Annotated in this window: 28 protein-coding genes; 24 read left to right on the top strand and 4 right to left on the bottom strand. The window is 36.3% G+C overall.

Translation table 11 applies throughout. The annotated features are described in order from the left end of the window. Positions 1-44: 44 nt before the first annotated feature. From ACQKOF_RS19690 to ACQKOF_RS19705, 4 genes are all read left to right on the top strand, one after another. Positions 45-626: a YjdJ family protein gene (locus tag ACQKOF_RS19690; protein ID WP_427560686.1), complete on the top strand. Its 582-nt coding sequence runs from the start codon at positions 45-47 to the stop codon at positions 624-626. Between the two features lie 369 nt (positions 627-995). Further along, a complete protein-coding gene (locus ACQKOF_RS19695; protein ID WP_427560689.1) occupies positions 996-1,136 on the top strand; it encodes an RAxF-45 family protein in 141 nt (46 codons plus the stop codon). 103 nt (positions 1,137-1,239) lie between these two features. After that, positions 1,240-3,039, top strand: coding sequence for a ribosomal protection-like ABC-F family protein (gene abc-f, locus ACQKOF_RS19700; RefSeq protein ID WP_427560691.1), 1,800 nt, complete (start codon positions 1,240-1,242; stop codon positions 3,037-3,039). Next, positions 3,032-3,820 carry a GNAT family N-acetyltransferase gene (locus tag ACQKOF_RS19705; protein WP_427560694.1) on the top strand — a complete coding sequence of 263 codons (789 nt, stop codon included), beginning with the start codon at positions 3,032-3,034 and terminating at the stop codon, positions 3,818-3,820. Before abc-f ends, ACQKOF_RS19705 begins: the two co-directional genes overlap by 8 nt. A 92-nt stretch (positions 3,821-3,912) precedes the next feature. Here ACQKOF_RS19705 and ACQKOF_RS19710 read toward each other — a convergent pair whose 3' ends face one another. After that, on the bottom strand, positions 3,913-5,475 hold the full coding sequence (locus ACQKOF_RS19710) for a bifunctional metallophosphatase/5'-nucleotidase (RefSeq protein ID WP_427560696.1): 1,563 nt from the start codon (positions 5,473-5,475) through the stop codon (positions 3,913-3,915). Between the two features lie 182 nt (positions 5,476-5,657). Between ACQKOF_RS19710 and ACQKOF_RS19715 the strand changes: the two genes are divergently transcribed. The 5 genes from ACQKOF_RS19715 (at position 5,658) to ACQKOF_RS19735 (ending at position 10,196) form a co-directional block, all read left to right on the top strand. Beyond that, positions 5,658-6,725, top strand: coding sequence for a phosphate/phosphite/phosphonate ABC transporter substrate-binding protein (locus ACQKOF_RS19715; RefSeq protein WP_427560699.1), 1,068 nt, complete (start codon positions 5,658-5,660; stop codon positions 6,723-6,725). Positions 6,726-6,888: 163 nt separating this feature from the next. After that, positions 6,889-7,689, top strand: a complete 801-nt coding sequence (gene phnC / locus ACQKOF_RS19720; protein ID WP_427560701.1) for a phosphonate ABC transporter ATP-binding protein — start codon at positions 6,889-6,891, stop codon at positions 7,687-7,689. Then, positions 7,646-8,461 (top strand): phosphonate ABC transporter, permease protein PhnE, encoded by an 816-nt coding sequence (gene phnE, locus ACQKOF_RS19725; protein WP_427560704.1) that lies wholly within the window; start codon positions 7,646-7,648, stop codon positions 8,459-8,461. The genes phnC and phnE (ACQKOF_RS19725) overlap by 44 nt, the downstream gene beginning before the upstream one ends. A 10-nt stretch (positions 8,462-8,471) precedes the next feature. After that, positions 8,472-9,278 (top strand): phosphonate ABC transporter, permease protein PhnE, encoded by an 807-nt coding sequence (phnE, locus tag ACQKOF_RS19730; RefSeq protein WP_427560707.1) that lies wholly within the window; start codon positions 8,472-8,474, stop codon positions 9,276-9,278. A gap of 183 nt (positions 9,279-9,461) precedes the next feature. Then, positions 9,462-10,196: a hypothetical protein gene (locus ACQKOF_RS19735; protein WP_427560710.1), complete on the top strand. Its 735-nt coding sequence runs from the start codon at positions 9,462-9,464 to the stop codon at positions 10,194-10,196. A 44-nt stretch (positions 10,197-10,240) separates the two neighbouring features. Here ACQKOF_RS19735 and ACQKOF_RS19740 read toward each other — a convergent pair whose 3' ends face one another. Next, a complete protein-coding gene (locus ACQKOF_RS19740) occupies positions 10,241-11,443 on the bottom strand; it encodes a tyrosine-type recombinase/integrase (RefSeq protein WP_427560713.1) in 1,203 nt (400 codons plus the stop codon). A 70-nt stretch (positions 11,444-11,513) separates the two neighbouring features. Then, on the bottom strand, positions 11,514-12,170 hold the full coding sequence (locus ACQKOF_RS19745; RefSeq protein ID WP_427560716.1) for a helix-turn-helix domain-containing protein: 657 nt from the start codon (positions 12,168-12,170) through the stop codon (positions 11,514-11,516). A gap of 228 nt (positions 12,171-12,398) precedes the next feature. Here ACQKOF_RS19745 and ACQKOF_RS19750 point away from each other — a divergent pair, with 228 nt between their 5' ends. The 7 genes from ACQKOF_RS19750 to ACQKOF_RS19780 all read left to right on the top strand — a co-directional run bounded on the left by ACQKOF_RS19750 (position 12,399) and on the right by ACQKOF_RS19780 (position 15,562). Then, positions 12,399-12,605: a helix-turn-helix domain-containing protein gene (locus ACQKOF_RS19750; RefSeq protein WP_375199981.1), complete on the top strand. Its 207-nt coding sequence runs from the start codon at positions 12,399-12,401 to the stop codon at positions 12,603-12,605. Then, positions 12,606-12,875 (top strand): hypothetical protein, encoded by a 270-nt coding sequence (locus ACQKOF_RS19755; RefSeq protein ID WP_427560721.1) that lies wholly within the window; start codon positions 12,606-12,608, stop codon positions 12,873-12,875. A gap of 71 nt (positions 12,876-12,946) precedes the next feature. Beyond that, on the top strand, positions 12,947-13,264 hold the full coding sequence (locus ACQKOF_RS19760; protein WP_427560723.1) for a hypothetical protein: 318 nt from the start codon (positions 12,947-12,949) through the stop codon (positions 13,262-13,264). A gap of 38 nt (positions 13,265-13,302) precedes the next feature. Beyond that, on the top strand, positions 13,303-14,241 hold the full coding sequence (locus tag ACQKOF_RS19765) for a hypothetical protein (protein WP_427560726.1): 939 nt from the start codon (positions 13,303-13,305) through the stop codon (positions 14,239-14,241). 104 nt (positions 14,242-14,345) lie between these two features. Next, positions 14,346-14,597 (top strand): hypothetical protein, encoded by a 252-nt coding sequence (locus tag ACQKOF_RS19770; protein WP_427560729.1) that lies wholly within the window; start codon positions 14,346-14,348, stop codon positions 14,595-14,597. Then, positions 14,598-15,119, top strand: coding sequence for an ERCC4 domain-containing protein (locus ACQKOF_RS19775; protein ID WP_427560730.1), 522 nt, complete (start codon positions 14,598-14,600; stop codon positions 15,117-15,119). A gap of 71 nt (positions 15,120-15,190) precedes the next feature. Next, positions 15,191-15,562 carry a hypothetical protein gene (locus ACQKOF_RS19780; protein ID WP_427560732.1) on the top strand — a complete coding sequence of 124 codons (372 nt, stop codon included), beginning with the start codon at positions 15,191-15,193 and terminating at the stop codon, positions 15,560-15,562. A gap of 123 nt (positions 15,563-15,685) precedes the next feature. Here the strand turns inward: ACQKOF_RS19780 and ACQKOF_RS19785 are convergent, their stop codons facing one another. Then, positions 15,686-15,964, bottom strand: a complete 279-nt coding sequence (locus tag ACQKOF_RS19785; protein ID WP_427560735.1) for a group-specific protein — start codon at positions 15,962-15,964, stop codon at positions 15,686-15,688. Between the two features lie 123 nt (positions 15,965-16,087). Here ACQKOF_RS19785 and ACQKOF_RS19790 point away from each other — a divergent pair, with 123 nt between their 5' ends. The 8 genes from ACQKOF_RS19790 (at position 16,088) to ACQKOF_RS19825 (ending at position 20,126) form a co-directional block, all read left to right on the top strand. After that, positions 16,088-16,381, top strand: coding sequence for a hypothetical protein (locus ACQKOF_RS19790; RefSeq protein WP_008179092.1), 294 nt, complete (start codon positions 16,088-16,090; stop codon positions 16,379-16,381). 373 nt (positions 16,382-16,754) lie between these two features. Then, the gene (locus ACQKOF_RS19795) at positions 16,755-17,375 is read left to right on the top strand and encodes a BRO-N domain-containing protein (RefSeq protein ID WP_427560738.1); all 621 of its coding nucleotides are present in this window, start codon (positions 16,755-16,757) and stop codon (positions 17,373-17,375) included. Positions 17,376-17,616: 241 nt separating this feature from the next. Next, positions 17,617-17,739 (top strand): hypothetical protein, encoded by a 123-nt coding sequence (locus ACQKOF_RS19800; protein WP_427560741.1) that lies wholly within the window; start codon positions 17,617-17,619, stop codon positions 17,737-17,739. Position 17,740: 1 nt separating this feature from the next. Next, positions 17,741-17,926, top strand: a complete 186-nt coding sequence (locus ACQKOF_RS19805) for a hypothetical protein (RefSeq protein WP_427560743.1) — start codon at positions 17,741-17,743, stop codon at positions 17,924-17,926. A 22-nt stretch (positions 17,927-17,948) separates the two neighbouring features. Continuing rightward, entirely contained in the window at positions 17,949-18,380 is a 432-nt protein-coding gene (locus ACQKOF_RS19810) for a hypothetical protein (RefSeq protein ID WP_427560746.1), read from the top strand. A gap of 4 nt (positions 18,381-18,384) precedes the next feature. Next, positions 18,385-19,011: a hypothetical protein gene (locus ACQKOF_RS19815; RefSeq protein WP_427560748.1), complete on the top strand. Its 627-nt coding sequence runs from the start codon at positions 18,385-18,387 to the stop codon at positions 19,009-19,011. Positions 19,012-19,066: 55 nt separating this feature from the next. Further along, on the top strand, positions 19,067-19,882 hold the full coding sequence (locus tag ACQKOF_RS19820) for a hypothetical protein (protein WP_427560750.1): 816 nt from the start codon (positions 19,067-19,069) through the stop codon (positions 19,880-19,882). 52 nt (positions 19,883-19,934) lie between these two features. Continuing rightward, a complete protein-coding gene (locus tag ACQKOF_RS19825) occupies positions 19,935-20,126 on the top strand; it encodes an XtrA/YqaO family protein (protein WP_427560752.1) in 192 nt (63 codons plus the stop codon). Positions 20,127-20,204: the final 78 nt, after the last annotated feature.

The raw sequence follows: 20,204 nt of genomic DNA on the forward strand, positions 1-20,204 counted from the left end.
AAAATAAAAATATTAAATACTGTAGATTGTCAGGACTTCTTAGTTTGGAACTTGTTAGAATTTCACTGTTTATGGTTTTTTTTGAAACTTTAAAACTTAGTGTAACGTCTTTAACTTCAAAGTGTGAAGGGAGAAGAACATTGTTCAAATATGTGATACAACTAATTCTTGGTTTCTTGACATTATTGATGTCAACAGCTATTTCTTGGTATGAGGGAAGTGGTATCATAGATAATCCGCTGGAATGGAAGTATTCAACACCATTTTCTCAGATATTTAATATTGAGATAAACAATGGACAGGATATTAGCCAGCTTGATTACTTTGTCTATGCGGCTAAATTTCAACCATTTTTCCCGACTATTATGACAGTAAGTGTTCTTTATATTTTTACTGTACTTATATTTTTCATTTTTCAACTAAATCGTCAGTTAGCCATTATTTTATCAGGGATTATAAGTTGTGTATTTATTGTTATTAGCGGTATATTTTTTAATTCATCAACCGTTGGAGGAAACGTATTCTTTTGGATTACAGCTGTCAGTGCATTAATTTTTATAAGTATGGCGATAAGTTTATGGTACAAGAAAAAAATACAATGTTTAAATTACAGCCATAATAGTTGATTAGTAACATAAAAGTGCGAGCTCTAGTACATAAGTATTTGTACAAGAGTTCGCACTTTTTTTATAAACATCGAAGGAATTATCATAGAACTTCATATCCACAGATCAATCTTATAATTACTCATAAGATTTAAATAAATGAAAAAACAATGAATGATATCTGCTGCTGCCGCTTCACTTTCGCGCAAAAACATCTGTTGGTCCATGCGACTATCTGGAAGACCTTAGGTAAGCGGCGATCGGAACGGAAATCAACCCTCGTTATGGTGCGGGGCTGAAAAAAATGTGAAAGAATGTAATTTTCCCTTTTCAAAATTTGCTGAATTATGGTATTATAAATATAACTATTTTGAACGGAGGTGAAAAGGAATGAATAAAAACGCTACGAAAACATGTGTAAAAGTGGATACAGCTATGTATTTTGCACGTGTTATTACTTTCGATTTTGCGAACAACGGGATAGGTCTGTCTATTTTTAAGCAAAATCAAATATTAAACGTAGCGAATTAACCATTCTTTTTCACAAACTAATGAGGAAAAGACTGCTTGTTAATCGAGCAGTCTTTTTTGTGTCTATAGATGTTTTTCGCACGTTTCATTGGAGGAAAAAACGATGCAAATTAAGGCTGAACAAATACAAAAAATTATTGGTGGAAATGTTTTATTTGAAGGGCTTCAATTAGAAGTAAATACAGGTGAGCATGTTGCTATTGTTGGCGTGAATGGCAGTGGGAAAACGACTTTATTACAGTTACTAGCTGGTTTGGATATGCCAGATAAGGGACGAATCATAAAAAGTAAGGAAGCGACGATTGGTTATTTACATCAAATTCCACAGTATCCTATGTTCTCAGTGAAGGAAGTGCTGGAAGAAGCATTTGCGGAAATCTATGCATTAAAGGCAAAAATGACAAAGGTTGAGCAGGAAATGCAGTTAGCTGTTACAGATAAGGTACTCCAGCAATATGGCCATGTGCAGGAACAGTTTATGCTGCTGGGTGGCTATGAAATTGATGCGCAATTAGCGATGATTGCAAACGGTCTAGGTATAACACCATTGCTTGAGCAACCTTTTAGTAGTTTAAGTGGTGGGGAGAAAACGAAGGTGATGCTTGGGCAAATCCTTTTAAGTAATCCTTCTATTTTGCTATTAGATGAACCGACGAATCATTTAGATATGCAGGCAATTGAATGGCTAGAAAATTATGTCCGGAACTTTGCAGGAATTGTTATTGTAGTATCACATGATCGCCACTTTATGAATCAAATGGCTCAAAAAATAATCGAAATTGAAGATGGAGAGGCATTTACGTATATTGGCAATTACGATGCATTTGTTGAACAAAAAGAAGCTAATCTTGAACAGCAATTTGCTCAATATGAAGAACAGCAAAAGAAAATAAAAAAAATGCAGGAAACAATAAAGCGCTTAAAGCAATGGGCAAATGAAGCGAATCCGCCAAATGCTGGTTTGCATCGACGCGCTAAAAGTATGGAAAAAGCACTAGCCCGTATAGAGCGTGTGAAGAAGCCTTCAACGAAAAAGAAAATGAATTTAGCGTTAACGATGGCTGAGCGTAGTGGGAAAGAGGTTGTACAAATGAAGGGCATTAGCCATGCATTTGAGAAACCATTATTTAAGGAAAGTAATTTAGCGGTTTACTTTGGAGAACGATTGGCGATTGTTGGTGGCAATGGCAGTGGGAAATCAACGTTACTAAAAATGATGTTAGGTGAAGTAGAACCTATTGAAGGTGCTTGTCATGTCGGCAGCAGTGTTAAAATTGGTTACCTTTCACAGCAATTTGAACATAAAAATCCGGCCATTCGTTTAATTGATGCCTTTCGTGAGAGTGTCTCTGTGTCAGAGGCTGAAGCGCGTCATATTCTTGCTCAGTTTTTGTTTTATGGCTATGACGTTTTTAAAAAAGTGAAGGATTTAAGTGGTGGTGAAAAAATGCGCTTACGTCTAGCGCAGTTAATGCATGAGGATATTAATTTATTGATGCTGGATGAGCCGACCAACCATTTAGACATTGAAGCGAGAGAGGTATTGGAGGATACACTGGAATCCTTTGAAGGGACCATTATTGGTGTTTCGCATGACCGTTATTTTTTACAAAAGATTTTTACTAAAGTTGCATGGATTGAGCACGAAACGATTCAAGTATTTGAAGGCGATTATGAATGGGCAAGACAAAAACGATTAGAAATAGTAAAGGAACCAGTTATAAAAGTAGTACCTGAAAAATCCTATGTTACTAAAAAAGAGATACCAATTGAAGAACAAATTGAAAAGCTCGAAATGAAATTAAAGGAGCCTACACTTGCTACGGAGCAACGTCAAAAGCTTGAACAGCAGTTAGAGGATTTATATGAAAGATGGATTGAGGGAGGAACAAAAGATGCATAAAATTGAGCATATCATGCAGTTAGATATGGATTATATTAAAAGTTTTAGTGAGATGGAAACATGTAATGAAGGAGTATTATTTTACAATAAGGAAATGCCAACATATTACGACGCCAATCATGCACACATTTGGAAGATGATTGCCGATCCAAATATGTTATTAAAGAAAATCAAGAGTTTCTATCAATCAAAATCTCTCATTCCAAGATTGTATTTATACAACGTGGAGGCAAATCAGTCTTGTATAGAAGCATTAGAAATCCATGGCTTTCAATATGAAAGTTTTACTGATGATGTACAGCTTTGGAATGGCGAATACGCGCAATTATCGCATAATCCAGCAATACAAATTGAACGGGTAACAGCCAATAGGGAAGAAGCATTAGCCGTAGAAATGAATATTACTACATTTGGGAATCCTGCATTAATCAAAAAAGCCTTTGAGCAAACCTATCATTGTCCGCATTTTACGTATTATTTATTAAGATTAGATGGCAAAGCTTGCTGTACTGCTAATATTTTCGTCTCAGGAAATCAAGGGAGAGTCGAGAGTGTAGCAACACTTGAAAGCCATCGAGGTCGAGGATTGATTGGATATATTCTGCAGCATATTCAGCAAGAGTCGGTAAAGCAGGGGTTAGAATATCTCTGGATTTTGCCTATCAATGAACAGGTTGCCAAGGTCTATGACAAGTCAAATTTCAGATCAGTAGGTAAAATAAAATCAATTCATGCCTATACTGAGGGAAAAAGCATTAAGCAAATACGACAAGATTCTTAATTACAATGAAAGATAAAAAATTTCGCCATACTCCTGTAGGACAGCAATCCAAGGTGGATTCTCCTACAGGAAAAGAGCGAATTTTTTTTATGTTAAAACATTACCTGCCAATTTTCATTACATGTTGCATAAATAGATGGGTGTTTTAAAATATAATCTGCAATTAGCTCTGTTATATCAATTTGTATTTCCTTCACGACAGGACGGTTTCTTAAAAAATCAAAATTCCCTGCCCCAGTTGCACGATAGCTACTCATAACAACGTCGAATTCTTCATCCATCTTTATAGGCTCACCGTTGATGGTAAGCTTAGTTACACGCTCACCAATAGGCTTTGAAATATCAAAAATATATTCGATACCTTCCCACATGTCATAATTATAAGGCTGTGCTTTAGGATAAAGGAAAGACTCGGCTACTTTCAGTTCTCCAGCCTCTACAGTAAAATAAGCCGCTGATTGTTCAAGGGCGAGTAAGATGTCGAGCCCTGATAAACGAAGAACTTTTAATGTATTTTCGTAAATATAGTTTGTAACAATATCCCGAATTGTTACCTCTTGTTTTAAGCCACCACGCTCATCGTGAAAGAGCGCTGTACAAGAAATAGAAGCTCCAGATGCCTCCATTTGAATATGATTTATAAATTCGATATATGGATGCTCTTGAATACGTGCAAAAAATGTATTCTCGATTAGCATATTTCCATGAATGATCCCAATCGTTTCATCTAACCACGCCTCTGTTTTGTCAAAAGTAGGGGAGATGATGCCACAAACAGATGTATTAGGTTTCATCTCTTCCGTAACATATATCAGTGATGGTGTATGGGTAATCGAGTGGATTTTCTTTTGGCTGTCCATCATAATTTTTACTTCTATACTAGCTAAGCAAGTTCCTTTAGTGTTAGGCTGTACTATTGATTTTCCCATAAATGTTGTACTAATTTCACGATGCTGATGGCCGGAAATGATGATATCCACTTCTTCGATTTCGGTACATATACGATATCCTTGATTTTCCCCGTCTTCCGTTTCGAGTAATTCTCCGGTTTCTAGACTTCGCTCAAATCCTCCGTGGTAGCAAAGAATAAGAACATCAATTTGCTCATTTGAGCGTATCCATTTTGCCCAGTAGCTTGCACTAGAGAAAGCATCTTCAAAACGAAGCCCTCTGATATGATACGGTACCTCCCATTTAGTTACAAAATGAGTTGTAACACCTAAAATAGCTATGCGAACGCCTTCTATTTCTTTGATGATATAGGGCTTTGTAAAATGCTGTCCATCATTCGTTAAAATGTTAGCGCCTAGCCATGGGAATTTGGACTGACTTATTACAGATTGTAAGGCAGACAGCCCATAATTAAATTCGTGATTACCAAATATCATCGCATCATATTGAAGAGCATTGGCAACCTGTATTAATGGATTAGGCTCTTGCGCTTGAAATTTTTGATGATAATAGGTCAATGGACTTCCTTGAATAAAATCTCCGTTATCAATTAAAATAGTTGGCCCTTCCAACCTTTTTTCCTGGATGATTGTTGCTAGCTGGGCTAAACCTAGTGCCTCATTGCGTGTATTTCGGAAAGTGGTGGGCATTATATAACCGTGAATATCACTAGTTGCAAGTATTTGTATTTTTTTTACAGTCATAAGAAGTCCTCCGTTAGTTAGTATATCCATAGTATATAAAGTTATTTTTAATAATTTTGCGTATTTACGATATCAAAATATTGTTTTACATATTAGAAACATATATTTACCTGCTATTAATACTAGGAAAATATTTACTGTTTATACTGAGGAGGCATTTCGAAAATGGGGAGGATAATAACTTGAAGAAAATACTTTTTTTCTGTTTAACATTAATGTTTTCAGTGTTCTTGATGGCATGTGGAAACGAGGCTTCCAAAACATCTAATTCTGACGAGACTGTAGATGTGTCCTCAGGAGTAAAAGGCAATGAATCTATAAAAAAATTAACGATTGGCTTTGTGCCTTCGCGTGATCCGGATGAAATTATTACAGCAACGGAGCCTTTAAAAAATTTATTAAAGGACGAGCTTGCAAGTTTAGGCTATGACGTAGGTGAAATTGATATTACAGTAGGCACAAATTATGAAGCAGTTGGCGAAGCATTATCAGCAGGTACTACTGATATTGGTTTAATTCCTGGGGGAACATATGTCCTTTATGATGATGGTGCAGAAGTCATTTTAACGGCAACGCGCGCAAGTTTAAATAATGATTCAGATAATCCAGTCGATTGGAATAAAAACAAGCCGACTGCACCAACAACGACACAAACGACATCTTATCGAGCGATTTTAGTTGCGGGGCCATCGGAAAAAGGAAAAGCTTTAGCAGCGAAAGTAAATAACGGTGAAGAATTAACTTTCGAGGATTTAAATAATGTCACTTGGAATGTTATGTCTTCGTCTTCACCAGCAGGTTATATTTACCCAACATTATGGTTACATGAGAAGTTTAATAAAACAATCCTAGATTTAGCGAAGGTTGTTCAGGCTGATTCCTATGGCAATGCCTTTGCACGTTTGGCTATAGGTCAAACTGATGTACTGGTCACATATGCAGATGCACGTAGAGATTATGAGGAAAGTTGGAAAGGTGAATTTGGTCGCAAAGCATCTATTTGGGAGGAAACAGATTTAATTGGTGTAATGCCTGCTATTTATAATGACACAATTAGCGTAAGTAAAAATTCGAAGGTCATGAATGATAATTTAAAAAAGGCTATTCAGCAAGCATTTATTAATATTGGAAACTCTGAAAAAGGTAAGGAAGTTATCGCTATCTACAGCCATGAAGGTTATCAGGTAGCAAAGGATAGTGACTATGACAATGAGCGTAAGGCTCAGGAATTAGTTCAAAACCTTAAATAGAATGGAACAGAGCTGTTCATAGTAAAGAATCTGCTAAACTTGCGGCTTACCCGCAGAAGGCTTTCAGATTCTTTTTTGTTCTTCATCGAAAGTTAGGAATGACTTTATGGCGATAAGCCCTTTTTATAATACTACAGCACTTTGTCAGAAATGGAGCGGTTCTATGATTGAATTTAAAGAGGTAGAAAAAAGATACCCAAATGGCTTTCTTGCTTTAAATCAAATTAACCTACAAATTGAGCAGGGCGAATTTGTTGCTATTATTGGCTTATCTGGTGCAGGGAAATCAACCTTATTGCGCTGTATAAATAAAATGCATGACATCACAGGAGGATCATTACGAGTTGATTCTGTTGACGTACAACAGCTTAAGAGCAAGGGGATACGAAAATTACGACGTAATATCGGGATGATTTTTCAATCTTTTAACCTTGTAACACGTGTATCTGTTTTGAAAAATGTCCTCGTTTCCTTTGTGCCTAATATGCCGTTTTGGCGAAAAATGCTCGGCATTTTTACGCAAGAAGAGAAGCTTAAAGCATTGATGGCACTTGATCAGGTAGGTATTTTAGACAAGGCTTATGTACGTGTAGATCAGTTATCTGGTGGTCAACAACAGCGTGTAGCCTTAGCGCGTACTCTCGCGCAAAATCCATCAATTATTTTAGCGGATGAACCTGTTGCTTCATTAGACCCCGTCACTGCAAAGCAAGTCATGGAGGATTTTAAACGCATTAATCATGAGTTCAATATGACGATTATTATTAATATTCATCACGTTGAACTGGCATTAGCCTATGCAACTCGTGTTATTGGTGTGAGAAGCGGTGAAATTGTTTTTGATGGGCGAGCTAGTGAGGTTGACGAGGAAATTCTTTCGTATATCTATAACAATAGTGAAAGGAGGGGGGCAAACAATCATGCAATGGAGGCTGCTATCCCAGAAAAAAATAGTATTGCCTAATGGCAAAGAAGTGCTGGAGAAACGCTCGATAATGCCATTGATGTGGCTTATTCTGCTTCTATTAACATTCCTTTCAATGCGTATTACAGGTTTTAGCATAGAGGTTATTGTCAATCGAATCAGTCAGTTTTTCGTCATTATACAACAGATGATACCACCTAATTGGACGTATTTATCGAAGCTATGGCAGCCGTTATTCGATACGATTAAAATGTCATTGTTTGGTTCCATAGTAGGTGCTATCTGTGCCTTGCCTATTGCAATGCTTGCTGCGACAAATATTACAAAAAATAAATGGATCACTATGTCGAGCAAATTTATTTTAAGCTTGCTTCGAACATTGCCTACTTTGATTGTTGCTCTTATAGCAACATTTATATTCGGGCTCGGTACAATGGCTGGTACGATTGCTATTTTTTTATTTACCATTGCATATGTTGGAAAATTGTTATATGAGCAAATTGAAAATGTCGATATGAAGGCATATGAAGCAATGCATTCGATGGGACTGACAACGATTCAAGCATTTCGTTATGCGATAATGCCTCAGATTCTTCCTAATTACTTATCGACATCTTTATTTTGCTTTGAAGGAAATGTTCGTTATGCGTCTATTTTAGGCTATGTCGGTGCTGGTGGGGTTGGTTTACTTCTCAACGAAAGTCTAGGATGGAGAAGCTATGCGAATGTGGGCATGATTTTACTAATGCTTGTTTGTACCGTTTTTATTATTGAAACAACTAGCGAATATCTTCGCAAGAAATTAATGTAGGGGTGATGCTATGAATGCAATCGACAAGCAATTACAATTACAACCAAATCGCCGCATGTCATACATCATGACCATCTTTATTTTAAGTATATTATTTGTATGGTCTGTGTCAACAATTCATTTTGAAAATGTATCGTTAAATGGTGCGAAGATTGCTAGAAACATATTTGTAGGACTTCTAAATCCTGATTGGTCATTAATTTTTAATGTGTCCACTGGTGGTATCCCTTATTTATTAATCGAAACAATGGCAATTGCCTTTCTCGGTACGATTGTAGGTGCATTGTTGGCAATACCTTTGGCCTTTTTATCAGCTTCAAATATTATGCCAAAACCAATTGCATTTGTAGTTCGTTTGTTGTTAATCATCATTCGCACTATTCCAGCAATCGTTTACGGACTTATGTTTATCAGAGTAACAGGCCCTGGCCCATTTGCTGGTGTGTTAACAATGTCATTGACGTCTATCGGAATGCTATCAAAGCTATATGTAGATGTAATTGAGGACTTAGATAAAAGTGTACTAGAGTCAATGGAGGCTATCGGCTGCACATTAATGGAGAAGATCCGATTTGGAATATGGCCACAGCTGACGGCATTATTTTTATCTATTGTGATCTACCGTTTTGATATGAATTTGCGTGATGCAACAGTACTCGGCCTAGTTGGGGCTGGCGGAATAGGAGCACCACTTATTTTTGCTATGAATGCCTATAAGTGGTCAGAGGTAGGAGCTATTTTATTGGGACTAATTTTGCTTATTTTAGTTGTGGAGTATGTTTCAAACCGAATACGAACAAAGCTTGTCAGAGGGTAAAATGATAAAATTTTTATCATGATAAAAAATGAGGCAATCCTGAATGGTATCTACTATTCAGGATTTTTGAATTACTGTTCAAAAGAAGGATTTTCAATCTTAAAAAGTTTTTTACTTGAAAAAATGGCGAATTCGATTTAATCTCTTTAGAGATACTTGTTTAATGGACTTGGAGGATATGGAATGCACGGAATTTATATACGCTATAATGTCTTAGAAGAAACCCCAACAGCACAATGGCCCAAAAAAATGGATGCATTTGCGTATGTTCAACGAGGAAAGCCACAACAAGACAATGACAACTTGCTATCGATGGAAGAGCTAAAAAGCCATGCAATTCGCTATATTAAAAGCTTAAAAGACAATGCAGGTGATCATTTAGTAGAACAACGCAATGGAGAAATTGAGCACTTTGATCGACGCTATATGGAATCCTTAAAGGTAAAGGAAAGCATCGATTTACAGCTTATTAATCTAGAAGAAATTCGTTTACTTTTACAGTTAATGAATGTATTGAATTTATCACATGGTTTCGGAGAAAATGCTGGAAAGCTGCTACGTCAAATTACCCCATATGCAAAAGAGGTAGAGCACCCAACATTCCAAACAACTCGTGTTGAGCGACATTTTTATTCTGAACTAATTGAACAAATTGAAGTAGTATATGCACGAATTATGCGTCACCACAACCCATCAACAACTGAAATGCAGCATTCAGAAAAGATATGGACAGGAGTTTGTGAGCAAGCAATTGAAAAGGTTGAATCGCGAATTGAACGCTTGTCTTCTATCAAGTTAAAGCATGAGAAAAATTTGCTAGAGTTTAGTCAATTAAAACAGCAAAATATTGAGGCAAAGGAACGCCTAGATATTGCTGTCAACGATCTTGATGCTATTTTAAATGTACTAGAATCTTAAAGGCTATGTTAATGCCTATATAATGCGGTTTGAGAGGGGGTTAGCTATGAGCTAGCCCCACTTTTAGCCCCATTTCCAATAGCACGGTCAAATATGTCGATAATTTTATCTTCCATCTCTCTCAAAACATGCCCGTATGTTGTATGGATTATTTCGGGCGTATTCCCCAATCGTTCGGCAATGGCTTTCACAGGAATATCATTATTCATCAAAATTGTAGCATGTGTGTGCCGTAAGCCGTGTATAGTGGTAGCTGGCAACCCAACTGCTGCTACAATACGGTTAAAAGTGGCATTTAATCCTGTAGAAGCAAAAGGTTCGATAGTATTAGGTGATATAAAAATAAAGGAATCATCTTTCGTAATATCGTCATGTAATTTCCGACCATGCGACAGCAACAGCACTTTAACAGCTTTTCGATAAGTCTTCAACTGCTGCAAAACAACTTCATCTATTTTTATGGTACGCTCACTATTCTTTGTTTTCGTGGAGTCTACACCATTACTACCTCTATGACGCTCAATGGTAATCGTTTGATTGGTAAAGTCGATATTCCGCCATTGAAGTCCCAATGCCTCACCTTTACGCATTCCAGTATAAGCAATCGTTAAAAATAAACTGTAATAGGCAATATTTTCGTGATGCTTGATATGATTTAGTAATAAACTTAACTGCTCAGGTGTAAGATAATTTTTATCTGCTTCTTTTCCTCTTAGAGAAGGCAAGACAGTACCATGAAATTTATTCCGTGTTAGGATTTCTTCTTCTACCGCTGCATTGATAGCAATTTTAAATAAATCGTGAAGTAATCTGACAGTACTAGGTTTATATTTCTTTTCTAATTCATTAATGTAATGTTTTTGATAGATCGCTTTTGTTAGTTGATGTAGTTTAAAATGACCGATTAATGGCTTCATTTGTAAACGAATAGCCATTTCACGTTGTTTCTGTGACGCGATTTTCCATTTTTTTTGATTGGCTTCATACCATATATCTAGCCATTGTCCGACAGTTAGGTTATCATTTTCTATATGTTTAGTTTCACCACGCAGCGTTGCAGCCTTCACTTCCAACAGGGCTTTCAATGCTGCTTTTTCTGTTTTAAAGCCACTTTTCTTCTTTTCTCTCCGCTTCCCAGCAGCATCATAATACTTATGCCGAAACATCCATAGTTTTTCTTTATTCGTATTGAAATAGTGATATATTTCAGGTTCTTTTGCTGATTTATATAACTTCACCTTGTCCATTCCTTTCATGCTTGGCGGCGTGTGTACAGGAATAGGTGAGTGATTTTATTGATTGTTTTTACAAATAATATTAAAACTTTTTAAACACATCAGAAAGTAATTCAATACTAAAATTGTTCTTTATCCCTTTTTCAAGAAATTGTTTTTGATTAATGTCGAATGCAGTGTTGCCCAATTCTTGCAATACTTTTTCTTTCAGTTCACTTTCTAAGACATCAGTAAATTTTTTATAAATGTCTTGGCGGAATGAACTATTTATTTTGTTATAAGTCTCGTAAATAAAACTATTTTTCTCTGAATCGTTTTCGAAATCAATTTTTATTTGAATAGGTGTATCTGGTTCTTCTAATGCAAATTTTTTAGACATAACCAGCGAACATTTTAAATCGATACTTTGTTTTTGAGGCGATTTATCTACATCTAAAATTACCTCAATATCTATACTACTGACACTAATATAAGAGTAGATAAATTCAGTTTCTAAATAGTAATTAAAGCTATTTAGAAAAACAGAAAAATCTATATCAATAGGTTCGTATTCATAAAATTCACAAGGAGTAACACCGAGGTATTTACATAAGGTATTTATAGTTTCCATGCGTATCATTTCACTATCATTTTGAGCGATCGAAGTAATTGTGTTTCTTGATATTCCGGTATCTTTCGCTACCCGCGTTATTTTTAATCCCCTTTCCCCCATTAAAGCAGCTAAACGGTTTCTTATCATTTATATAACCACCTTTCTTAATGAAAATATATCAATAATTCAGCAAAATGACAAGTTAACTTATCTATTCGACAATCAAACTTGTATATTTATAATTCGTATGGTAGAATTCGTTAAAAGCATAATGACAAGTAAAGTTATCATTTTGATTACGTGTCGTTTTATGTGTTGTTAAAATGTTTAGTTTGGTTGTCATTTTATTTTCGAGAGATCAAAGGAGGGGTATGGATGAAAAATAATTTGCGTTTGTTAATGGCTCAGAAACACATAAATATTACACAACTTTCAGGGGCAACAGGAATATCACGAAATACAATTGCTAGCATTTATCATGAAAAAACTACTCGTATGGATATAAAAACAATTACTTTACTTTGTAATTATTTTAAATGTACTCCAAATGATTTAATTGTAATTCCAAAGGAGGTTGTTTAATTGTTACCAGCACAAATTGAAGTGAACATCGATAAAATAGCAGTTCGTCAGTACATCGAAAAGCGACTTGACGAGGAAATTAGAGAGACTCTGTGGCTGATAGATTTGGATAAAATGGCTGAGCTAACATGTATGTCGAAGCGGTGGTTAGAGGATGTAATTACTTGTGATGTGCGTATGCGAGCTATTGAGATTAAGAAGAACCGCAAGCGCTGGTGGCCGTATAGACAAGCTTTTGAAGTAATAAGTGAAATAACGAATTCTTGGTGATAAAACAAATATAAAAAGTCTTGGCGGACGTGTGTACAGGAATAGTTAAAGAAGAATGGAGGTCAAAGGAAATGTATGAAAATCTAACAAATGACGAATTACGTGTCTATCGCATATTAGAGGGTTTAAGAGATTCAGAGAGTTTAACAGGTTCACAAATTATGGAGCGATTAATGATTAAGGATCGCCGCTATTTTCACCAGCTTATATACAATTTGAGAACTAAGGGTCTACCAGTTGTGAGTGTCAAGAATGGGAATCATTCGGGTTATTGGTTAGCACAAAATAAGGATGAAATTGCAGCTTACTTACATGAAAAGGAGCTTTATATAGCTACACATAAGAAAATCATTGAAGCAATGAAGGGAGCTGCAGAAGCGATTTTTTAAGTAGTACAGTAACTAATGAATAGGCAGGGGGTGTGATGTTGGAACCGCCATACATTAATAGAGTGGAAAAAGATAAAAATTACACAGTCGTTAACAATGGTTACATATTTGATATTCGTTTGAGTTTGAAGGCGAAAGGGTTGTTAACGATGATGCTTTCAAGACCTGACGATTGGGTGTTTTATATGGACGAATTACAGACACATTCGACAGACGGTGAAAAATCATTAAGAGCAGGATTTAAAGAATTACAAGAACATGGATACCTAAAAAAATTTCCTGTTTATGAAAATAGAAAAATTACTAAATGGGTCACCGTTGTTTATGAGGTGTCACAAACCTTAGAACCACCCGTACTTGCCCAAAAGGTAGAAGTACAAAACGTACAAGTAGGTAATGTACAAGTAGAAAAGGTAGAAGTACAAAACGTAGATGTAGTTTTTGTAGATGTACAAAAGGAAGGGCTACTAAGTACTGATATTAACCAAGTATTAAATAAACAAAGTATTGATGTACCAATTATTGATAAACAAAGTACTGATGAAATAAAGACTGACAAACTAAGTACTAAAAAAGACAGACCGACGACATCTTTTAAAGACTCTTTTCACGACCCTAGTATTACTAATAGCGTAGGTAGAGAAAAAGAAGAAAAGAAAAAAGAAAAAACAGTCGTCGGTCAGTCGGTCCATTCTCCAGTAGATTCAAATGTATTAGAAAAACAATCTTTAAACACTCGTACCCGCTCAGAACAGATAGCTAGCATCGAAAAATCAATCCAGTTCACTTTCGATACTGTTGATGAAAATGTTTATAAAGAAATCTCAGGTTGGCTCATGATGTACGATTACGAATCTATCATGAAAGCATTACAAGAAACAGCTCAGCTGGAAGAAACGCCAACCAAACTTAGTAGCCATATATTGAATATGTTGAACGAATGGAAGAAGCAAAGTCTAAAAGCTATGAGTGGTTAACGTGCATTAGAAGCAAACAGCAAGCTAGTGGACATTAATACTTGTCCTGAATTTGAAACCTTTTCTAGGGCTGTTTAAACACTATTGGAAAGGATGGTAGGAACATGGGGGACGTAATAAATTTTCCTGATTTAGATAACGTGTTTATTGAAATTAAACGTACAGAGGCTTTTATACAGACAGCGAACGAATTAAGTGCATTCTTAAAAGCTTTACCTTTGAGTCGTGAGGATAATGACAGATTAGTAGCTTTGATGGTGCAAAATGTAAGGGAAGCGGAAAAGGGTGCTTTTTTACAGGGCTTTAGCATGGGCTATGAATTTAACGAGTATCAAGGGAATGAAGGTGAGCTATAAATGATCACTAAATTCAAGTACACAGACACAGAACTAAAAAAGCTCCTCTCGTCAATGATGATACTCATTGATACGAGGGAGCAAGTGAATCAGCATATTATAAACTTTCTTCAAGTCAATAATATCCCATATACAGCTATAAAGCTAGATACAGGGGATTATAGTGCTATGATTCCGCAAAATTTCGAGCTGGGTATATACCGAGACACCTACTTTCCATTCACTGTGGAACGTAAGAACAGCATTGACGAATTAGCCAGCAGCATCAAAGAGGAACGATTCGAACATGAGTTGATTCGATCTCAAAAGTCAAACTTTACGCTTTTGGTTGAAAGTAGTTACTCGGACTTAGTACACGGTAACTATAGAAGCCAATACAATGCAAAAGCATTACTAGCACGAATCAAAACGTTTGAGGCACGCTACAGCTTCTCTACAACCTTTTTAAATGATAGGCAATTAAGTGGTAACTGGATATACAACCATCTTTATTATCATGTTCGAGCCGCGTTGAAAGGATAGAGATGTTAGTCCTGAAACGACGTGTGTCAAATTTGAATCTCCCTAAAAACGTAGTAAAGGAGCGGAACTACATGGATAAAGTAAAAGTTGAAGCATTATACAAAGTTTTTGTAGAAGATGTACGCCCAATATTAAAAGCAAATGGACGTAATAATATAGCAAAAGTCTCTCACTATTTCAGTCGCAATGTGAGAAGTAACATAGATGAAAAAGAGTTAGCGGTCCGTCTATGGTCAAGTGCACGCCATAGTAGAAAAGACAAGGCACTCGTAATATGGGCCAGTGACTTAAAAGTGATTTATAAGGAACGTGCAATATATCAAGTTATAAAGCTCATTCAGTTTTATAAAAAACGATCTGCATTAACTGAACACGAACGAATCTATTATGAGGAACTGCGAAAAGCGGAAGTAACAGAAACATTCGGCGGAGATATAGCATAAGAACACGCAGGAACTTGATAGAGCGATTTTGTGCGTTCGTTCATAAAAACCTAACGAAACATAAAGAAACGCTTAACAAACTTTAAATGCTGTCGAAATGTTGGCATTTATCGGCATTCACTATTAACTACGTGCTTGTTTCTTTATCCAGTCCAACAAAAAGGCTTCAGTTTCCTTTGCTGGCATAAGCCACTTTGACCCAATTTTGAATTTTGGGAAATCTGGATGATAAAAGAATTGATCGAGAACGAATGGTCTGCTCATACATGTTCGACGGCATAACTCTTTTAAATCCCAAAAGATTAGTTCTGCATTGATTTCTTGAATCTGTGTTCGGATTTCTTTCTGTACAAGACGTTCCATTTCAGCTTTATCAATAGAAACGGTGATTATTGAGTTCATAATTAAATCTCTCCTTTGTAGTAAATCTCATAGTCGATAATTTGGCAGGGCGTATTTTTAATGTAGTACAACATAATTTCAAATGAAACACTATAACAAAAATGTTGTGAAGGAGTGTCTATTTTGAATCTTAAATTCGATTGGGATTGGATGAGGGAATATTACGCACGCTCACAACAGAATAGCCGTACATCGTTAAAGGATGTTTCTAATCTCTTTGAGGTACCTTATCAAACTGTTAGAAGAGTAGCAGCAAAAGAAAACTGGGTAGGCAACGTAGCAGTATGCCGATGCGCTGAATTGATTAAGTATTTTCCGGATACTGAATACCAGGAACAATATTTGAAATTGGCTGTTTCACTAGCGCATCGAGATTATGAGAAGTTGGAAGAAATGCAACGGTTCGATGAATGGTAACGTTCGTTACAAAACAAACAACGTTCCTTTTGAAAGGCTACAAAAGCCAAGAAAAATTACGCTTTTCATTGCATTGGGCATGTAGAGAAATGTTAAGGTTGCAACGTTCCAAAACGGAACTCAATTCGCTTCCCAAACGGAACAGATAGTGAGAGAACGTAAGGTATATGTGGTGTCAGAGCTTGGTGAAAACTGATATTTTACGGAGCGCTTCATTGCAGTACTCCAATCAACTACGACAATTCTTCGTAGTACTACCATGTTGCAGAATAGAAAAAGTACGCATCCCAAAGTGTGCATACCAAACGAAAAAGGATGCAACCTTTTCATGCGACGGTTGCAATGTTTAAAAAATGAAAGGAGGAGTAATCTAGTGAAAATCAAAACAGAGAATTGGCTCGATTATGAAATTCGTTTCGTGGAAATTGAAGGTGAGTGGTGGGGGATTGCTAAAGATATTGCAGATGCCCTTGGTTACGTAGATTCTCAAGCAATGGTTAGACATATCAAAAGTAAATTTCTGCAAACAGTCAAATTGACTGTTGGTAAAAATAAGGGAAATGGTAAGTTTACAGCAATATCCGAACAAGGGATTTACAAAGCTATAACTCGTTCACAAAGACCTGAAGCAGAAGCATTTGAAGATTGGCTATTTGAAGTAGTTAAAACACTTCGCCAGTCGTCAGGGTTAGAAGGTTTTCAAATCTTTAGGATGCTAGACAAAGTGCATCAAAAGGAAACAATGGCTAAGTTGCAACAATCATTGCTAGAACCAACAACGGTGAGCTTTATAAAAGCAAACACAATTGCTAACAAAGCAGTTTCTAGTCGTCATGGACACGTGAAATCTTTAAAGAAAAATCAGATGACACCTGAGATGTTAATTGAACGAGAGCCAATCTTAGCCGATACAGTTGATTTAATGATCGCAAAAGAGAAATTCCGACTAGATTTATCAGTCAGTAAGAAAGTGTATGAAAAGTATGTGCAATAACAGGCAGTAAACTTATTAATATGTGATAAAAACAAACAAATACATGAATTCAAACATAAATAGTGTGCACCTAGAATGCAACCATGCTAACTTTTGCTAACATTTTTTCGTATTAAGGATGCTAAGAAATGCTAAGGTTCATTTTATAAATGATAGCTTTTGATAACGTTTTCTATGTAAAGATGTGACTTTGTTTTACTCAGATTTTTTCCCGAACGAACACCGTGAATGAGGTGATACTATGCAACGCCAAAGAGACGAACGAGGGCGCTTTGTAAGAGGTAATACAGTGGCAGTAGGTAACAAAGGAAACCGTCATTCAAAATATGGCAATGAGAATGCAAAAAAGCACGGAATGCACTAAATTGCTATTTGCTCAAGAAATAGTTGGTGATGAACTTATTTTGCATGCCTTTCACAAAGGCGTTTCTGTCCGCTTCTATGAAGGTGAATGGATTAATAAAGGAGACAGCTTCATTATTCTTGGTGAAAAAGGAGAACAAGCTAAAGAATTGCTAGGAATGCCATTTAAAAGAGTGAAAGTTAAATAGCACCTAAAAGGCGGTGGAAATATTGACTTTAGATGAACTAAAACGCCTTTTCAAAAAGCAAATACCAGCTGCTTATGAATCACTAAAAGAAGCGGAGACCATGCCAAAAGGTGAGGTAAAGCGTTATAAAATATCTGCTGCTATTGAGGTGATTGAAAAGGCTCAGGATATTCTAACAAGTTGCTGGGATGAATTGAGGTTTAAGGATGAGCTTATCCTAGCTCATAGAGTTGAGAATGTGCCGGTGGAACTCACAGCTCAGATTCTCTATGAATACGCTCATGTTGAACCTAAAAGAGCTATTCATAATCTTCAAGCCTTAGAGGGAATAGCTTATAAAAAATTGTATAAGATTCTATGCGTACAGAAAGCCAATTCAGCTGGCATAGAAGTTGAAAGGTGGCTGAGTATGGCAGAGCGCTTAAAAGTTAGAGAACAACGAATGAAAGGGTGATAGCATGCTAACAGACAGCCAATTTTGGACGTACTTACATGCACAACAAGAATTAGAAGAAATCGAACGAGTATATCATGCAGAGCGTCAAGAAGCTTATGAAGGTATTGCTCCGACGATAACAGGTTTCGATTATGGTAGTGGCCGTATCTACAAATTGGCTTGTCACGTTGAAGATTATGCTAGTTACCTGGTAGAGCTTTATGAAAAACGTAATCAGCGCATGGAAAAAGTAAAAAAGCGTGTTGAAGTATTGGAAGAAGCAGTTTCCCTTCTCTATGATGACGAGCGAGCGCAGTATGAGGATTGGAAAGCAAATCCTGTTGATTTATACCCCGATGTATTTAAAACGCTGAGAGAGTGCTTGAACTATGTTATAAAGCGTGAGCAAATAAATGAAGATGCTGAAATTTCGGTAACTGAATGGGATGCACAGATAGAGGCGATGGATGATGAAGAGCTGTTTTCAGATTACTGGGATCGTGATGGATCATTTGATGAGGAGATTAAGAAGCGGCGAGAAAAAGAAAAACAGTATGGCCGTGTGGAATTATCTGAAAAAGCGTTACAGAACTATGGGAATAGATTTACGATAAAAGACCGCTTCCATAAGGCAGTAGCGTGTTATTAGTCGTGTAGGTACTTTATACAATCGGAAAGTAACTACACAGAAAGGAGTAAGGTACATGTTTTGTGTTATTCAGAAAATACAAAAGAAGAAGCCGGATCTGTATGGCACACGAAAAGAAATCATTGTCACTGAAACAAAATTCGGCTTCGTTGGTGAAGAGCCGAAAACATCATACGGTTACACATATAGCGATGAACGTTTTGAAAGGCCTGTATTAGATGCATATAAAATTAGTATTCATCACAGCTACCGAGAGAATGGCAAAGTTAAAAAGAAACAATGGGTTATTTGCACAATGGGCTACTATGATTTCATAGATTCCTGGTACGGCGATCATTATATTAGTCGTGCTTTAGAGGAGAAATTAAATGAAATGGGCATTGACGAAGATGCCTTTCATGAAATGATTAACGCTAAGTTGGAACCACTAATAGAACAAATTGAATCGGACTTTCAACAAACAGAAGAATATCGAGTTAAGAAGAAGCAAGATGCAATATTAGAAACCCATAGAAAAGTACAAAAGGCTTTCGAGGATTTATACGGTGAAGACACATATAGATATTGCTATGACGTGTTTGGCGAATTGAGGAATCCCGAATACTTAGAAAAAGTAATTGCTGACAAAAAAATACGTGACGAATATACAAGACGTAGTTACGAGGAAAGTTTCAAACGTAACTACAGTAACTATTCGGGTGATGATAGTAGTTACTATATAACTTCACAAAGTAACTACACAGATGATGAAAAGAAGATGTTGCATGAAATCTATAGAATGGCATCCAAGAAGTTTCATCCTGATGTATGCGGTGATGATGGTAGCAAGATGAAGCTTCTAACCAAATTAAAAGATCAGTGGGAGCTATAAATGGTGAAGGGTGACGAATTTCATGAAACTACTTAAAGAGGACGTGAAGTAAATGGAGTCGTTAAAAATAGATGCTAATGGAGCGTTGTATATTCCAAACGAAAAACTAAAGAGTCCTTGTGTGATTGTTTTTTCAGACGGAAAAGCGAAAATTAAGTCATTGCAACAGTTTGGAACGATGGAAATTATCACTCAGGATAATAAAGTTTCTCGTATAAATTGCAAGGAATCTATTCTATTTTGAGGTATAATAGTTAAGAGAATAAAGATTTTGTCTATCGAAAAAATCGAGGGCAACAAACAAGTATGGCACGGAAAGTGC

It is taken from the genome of Lysinibacillus sp. NPDC093190 (genome assembly GCF_050280425.1).
Classification (GTDB): Bacteria; Bacillota; Bacilli; order Bacillales_A; family Planococcaceae; genus Lysinibacillus.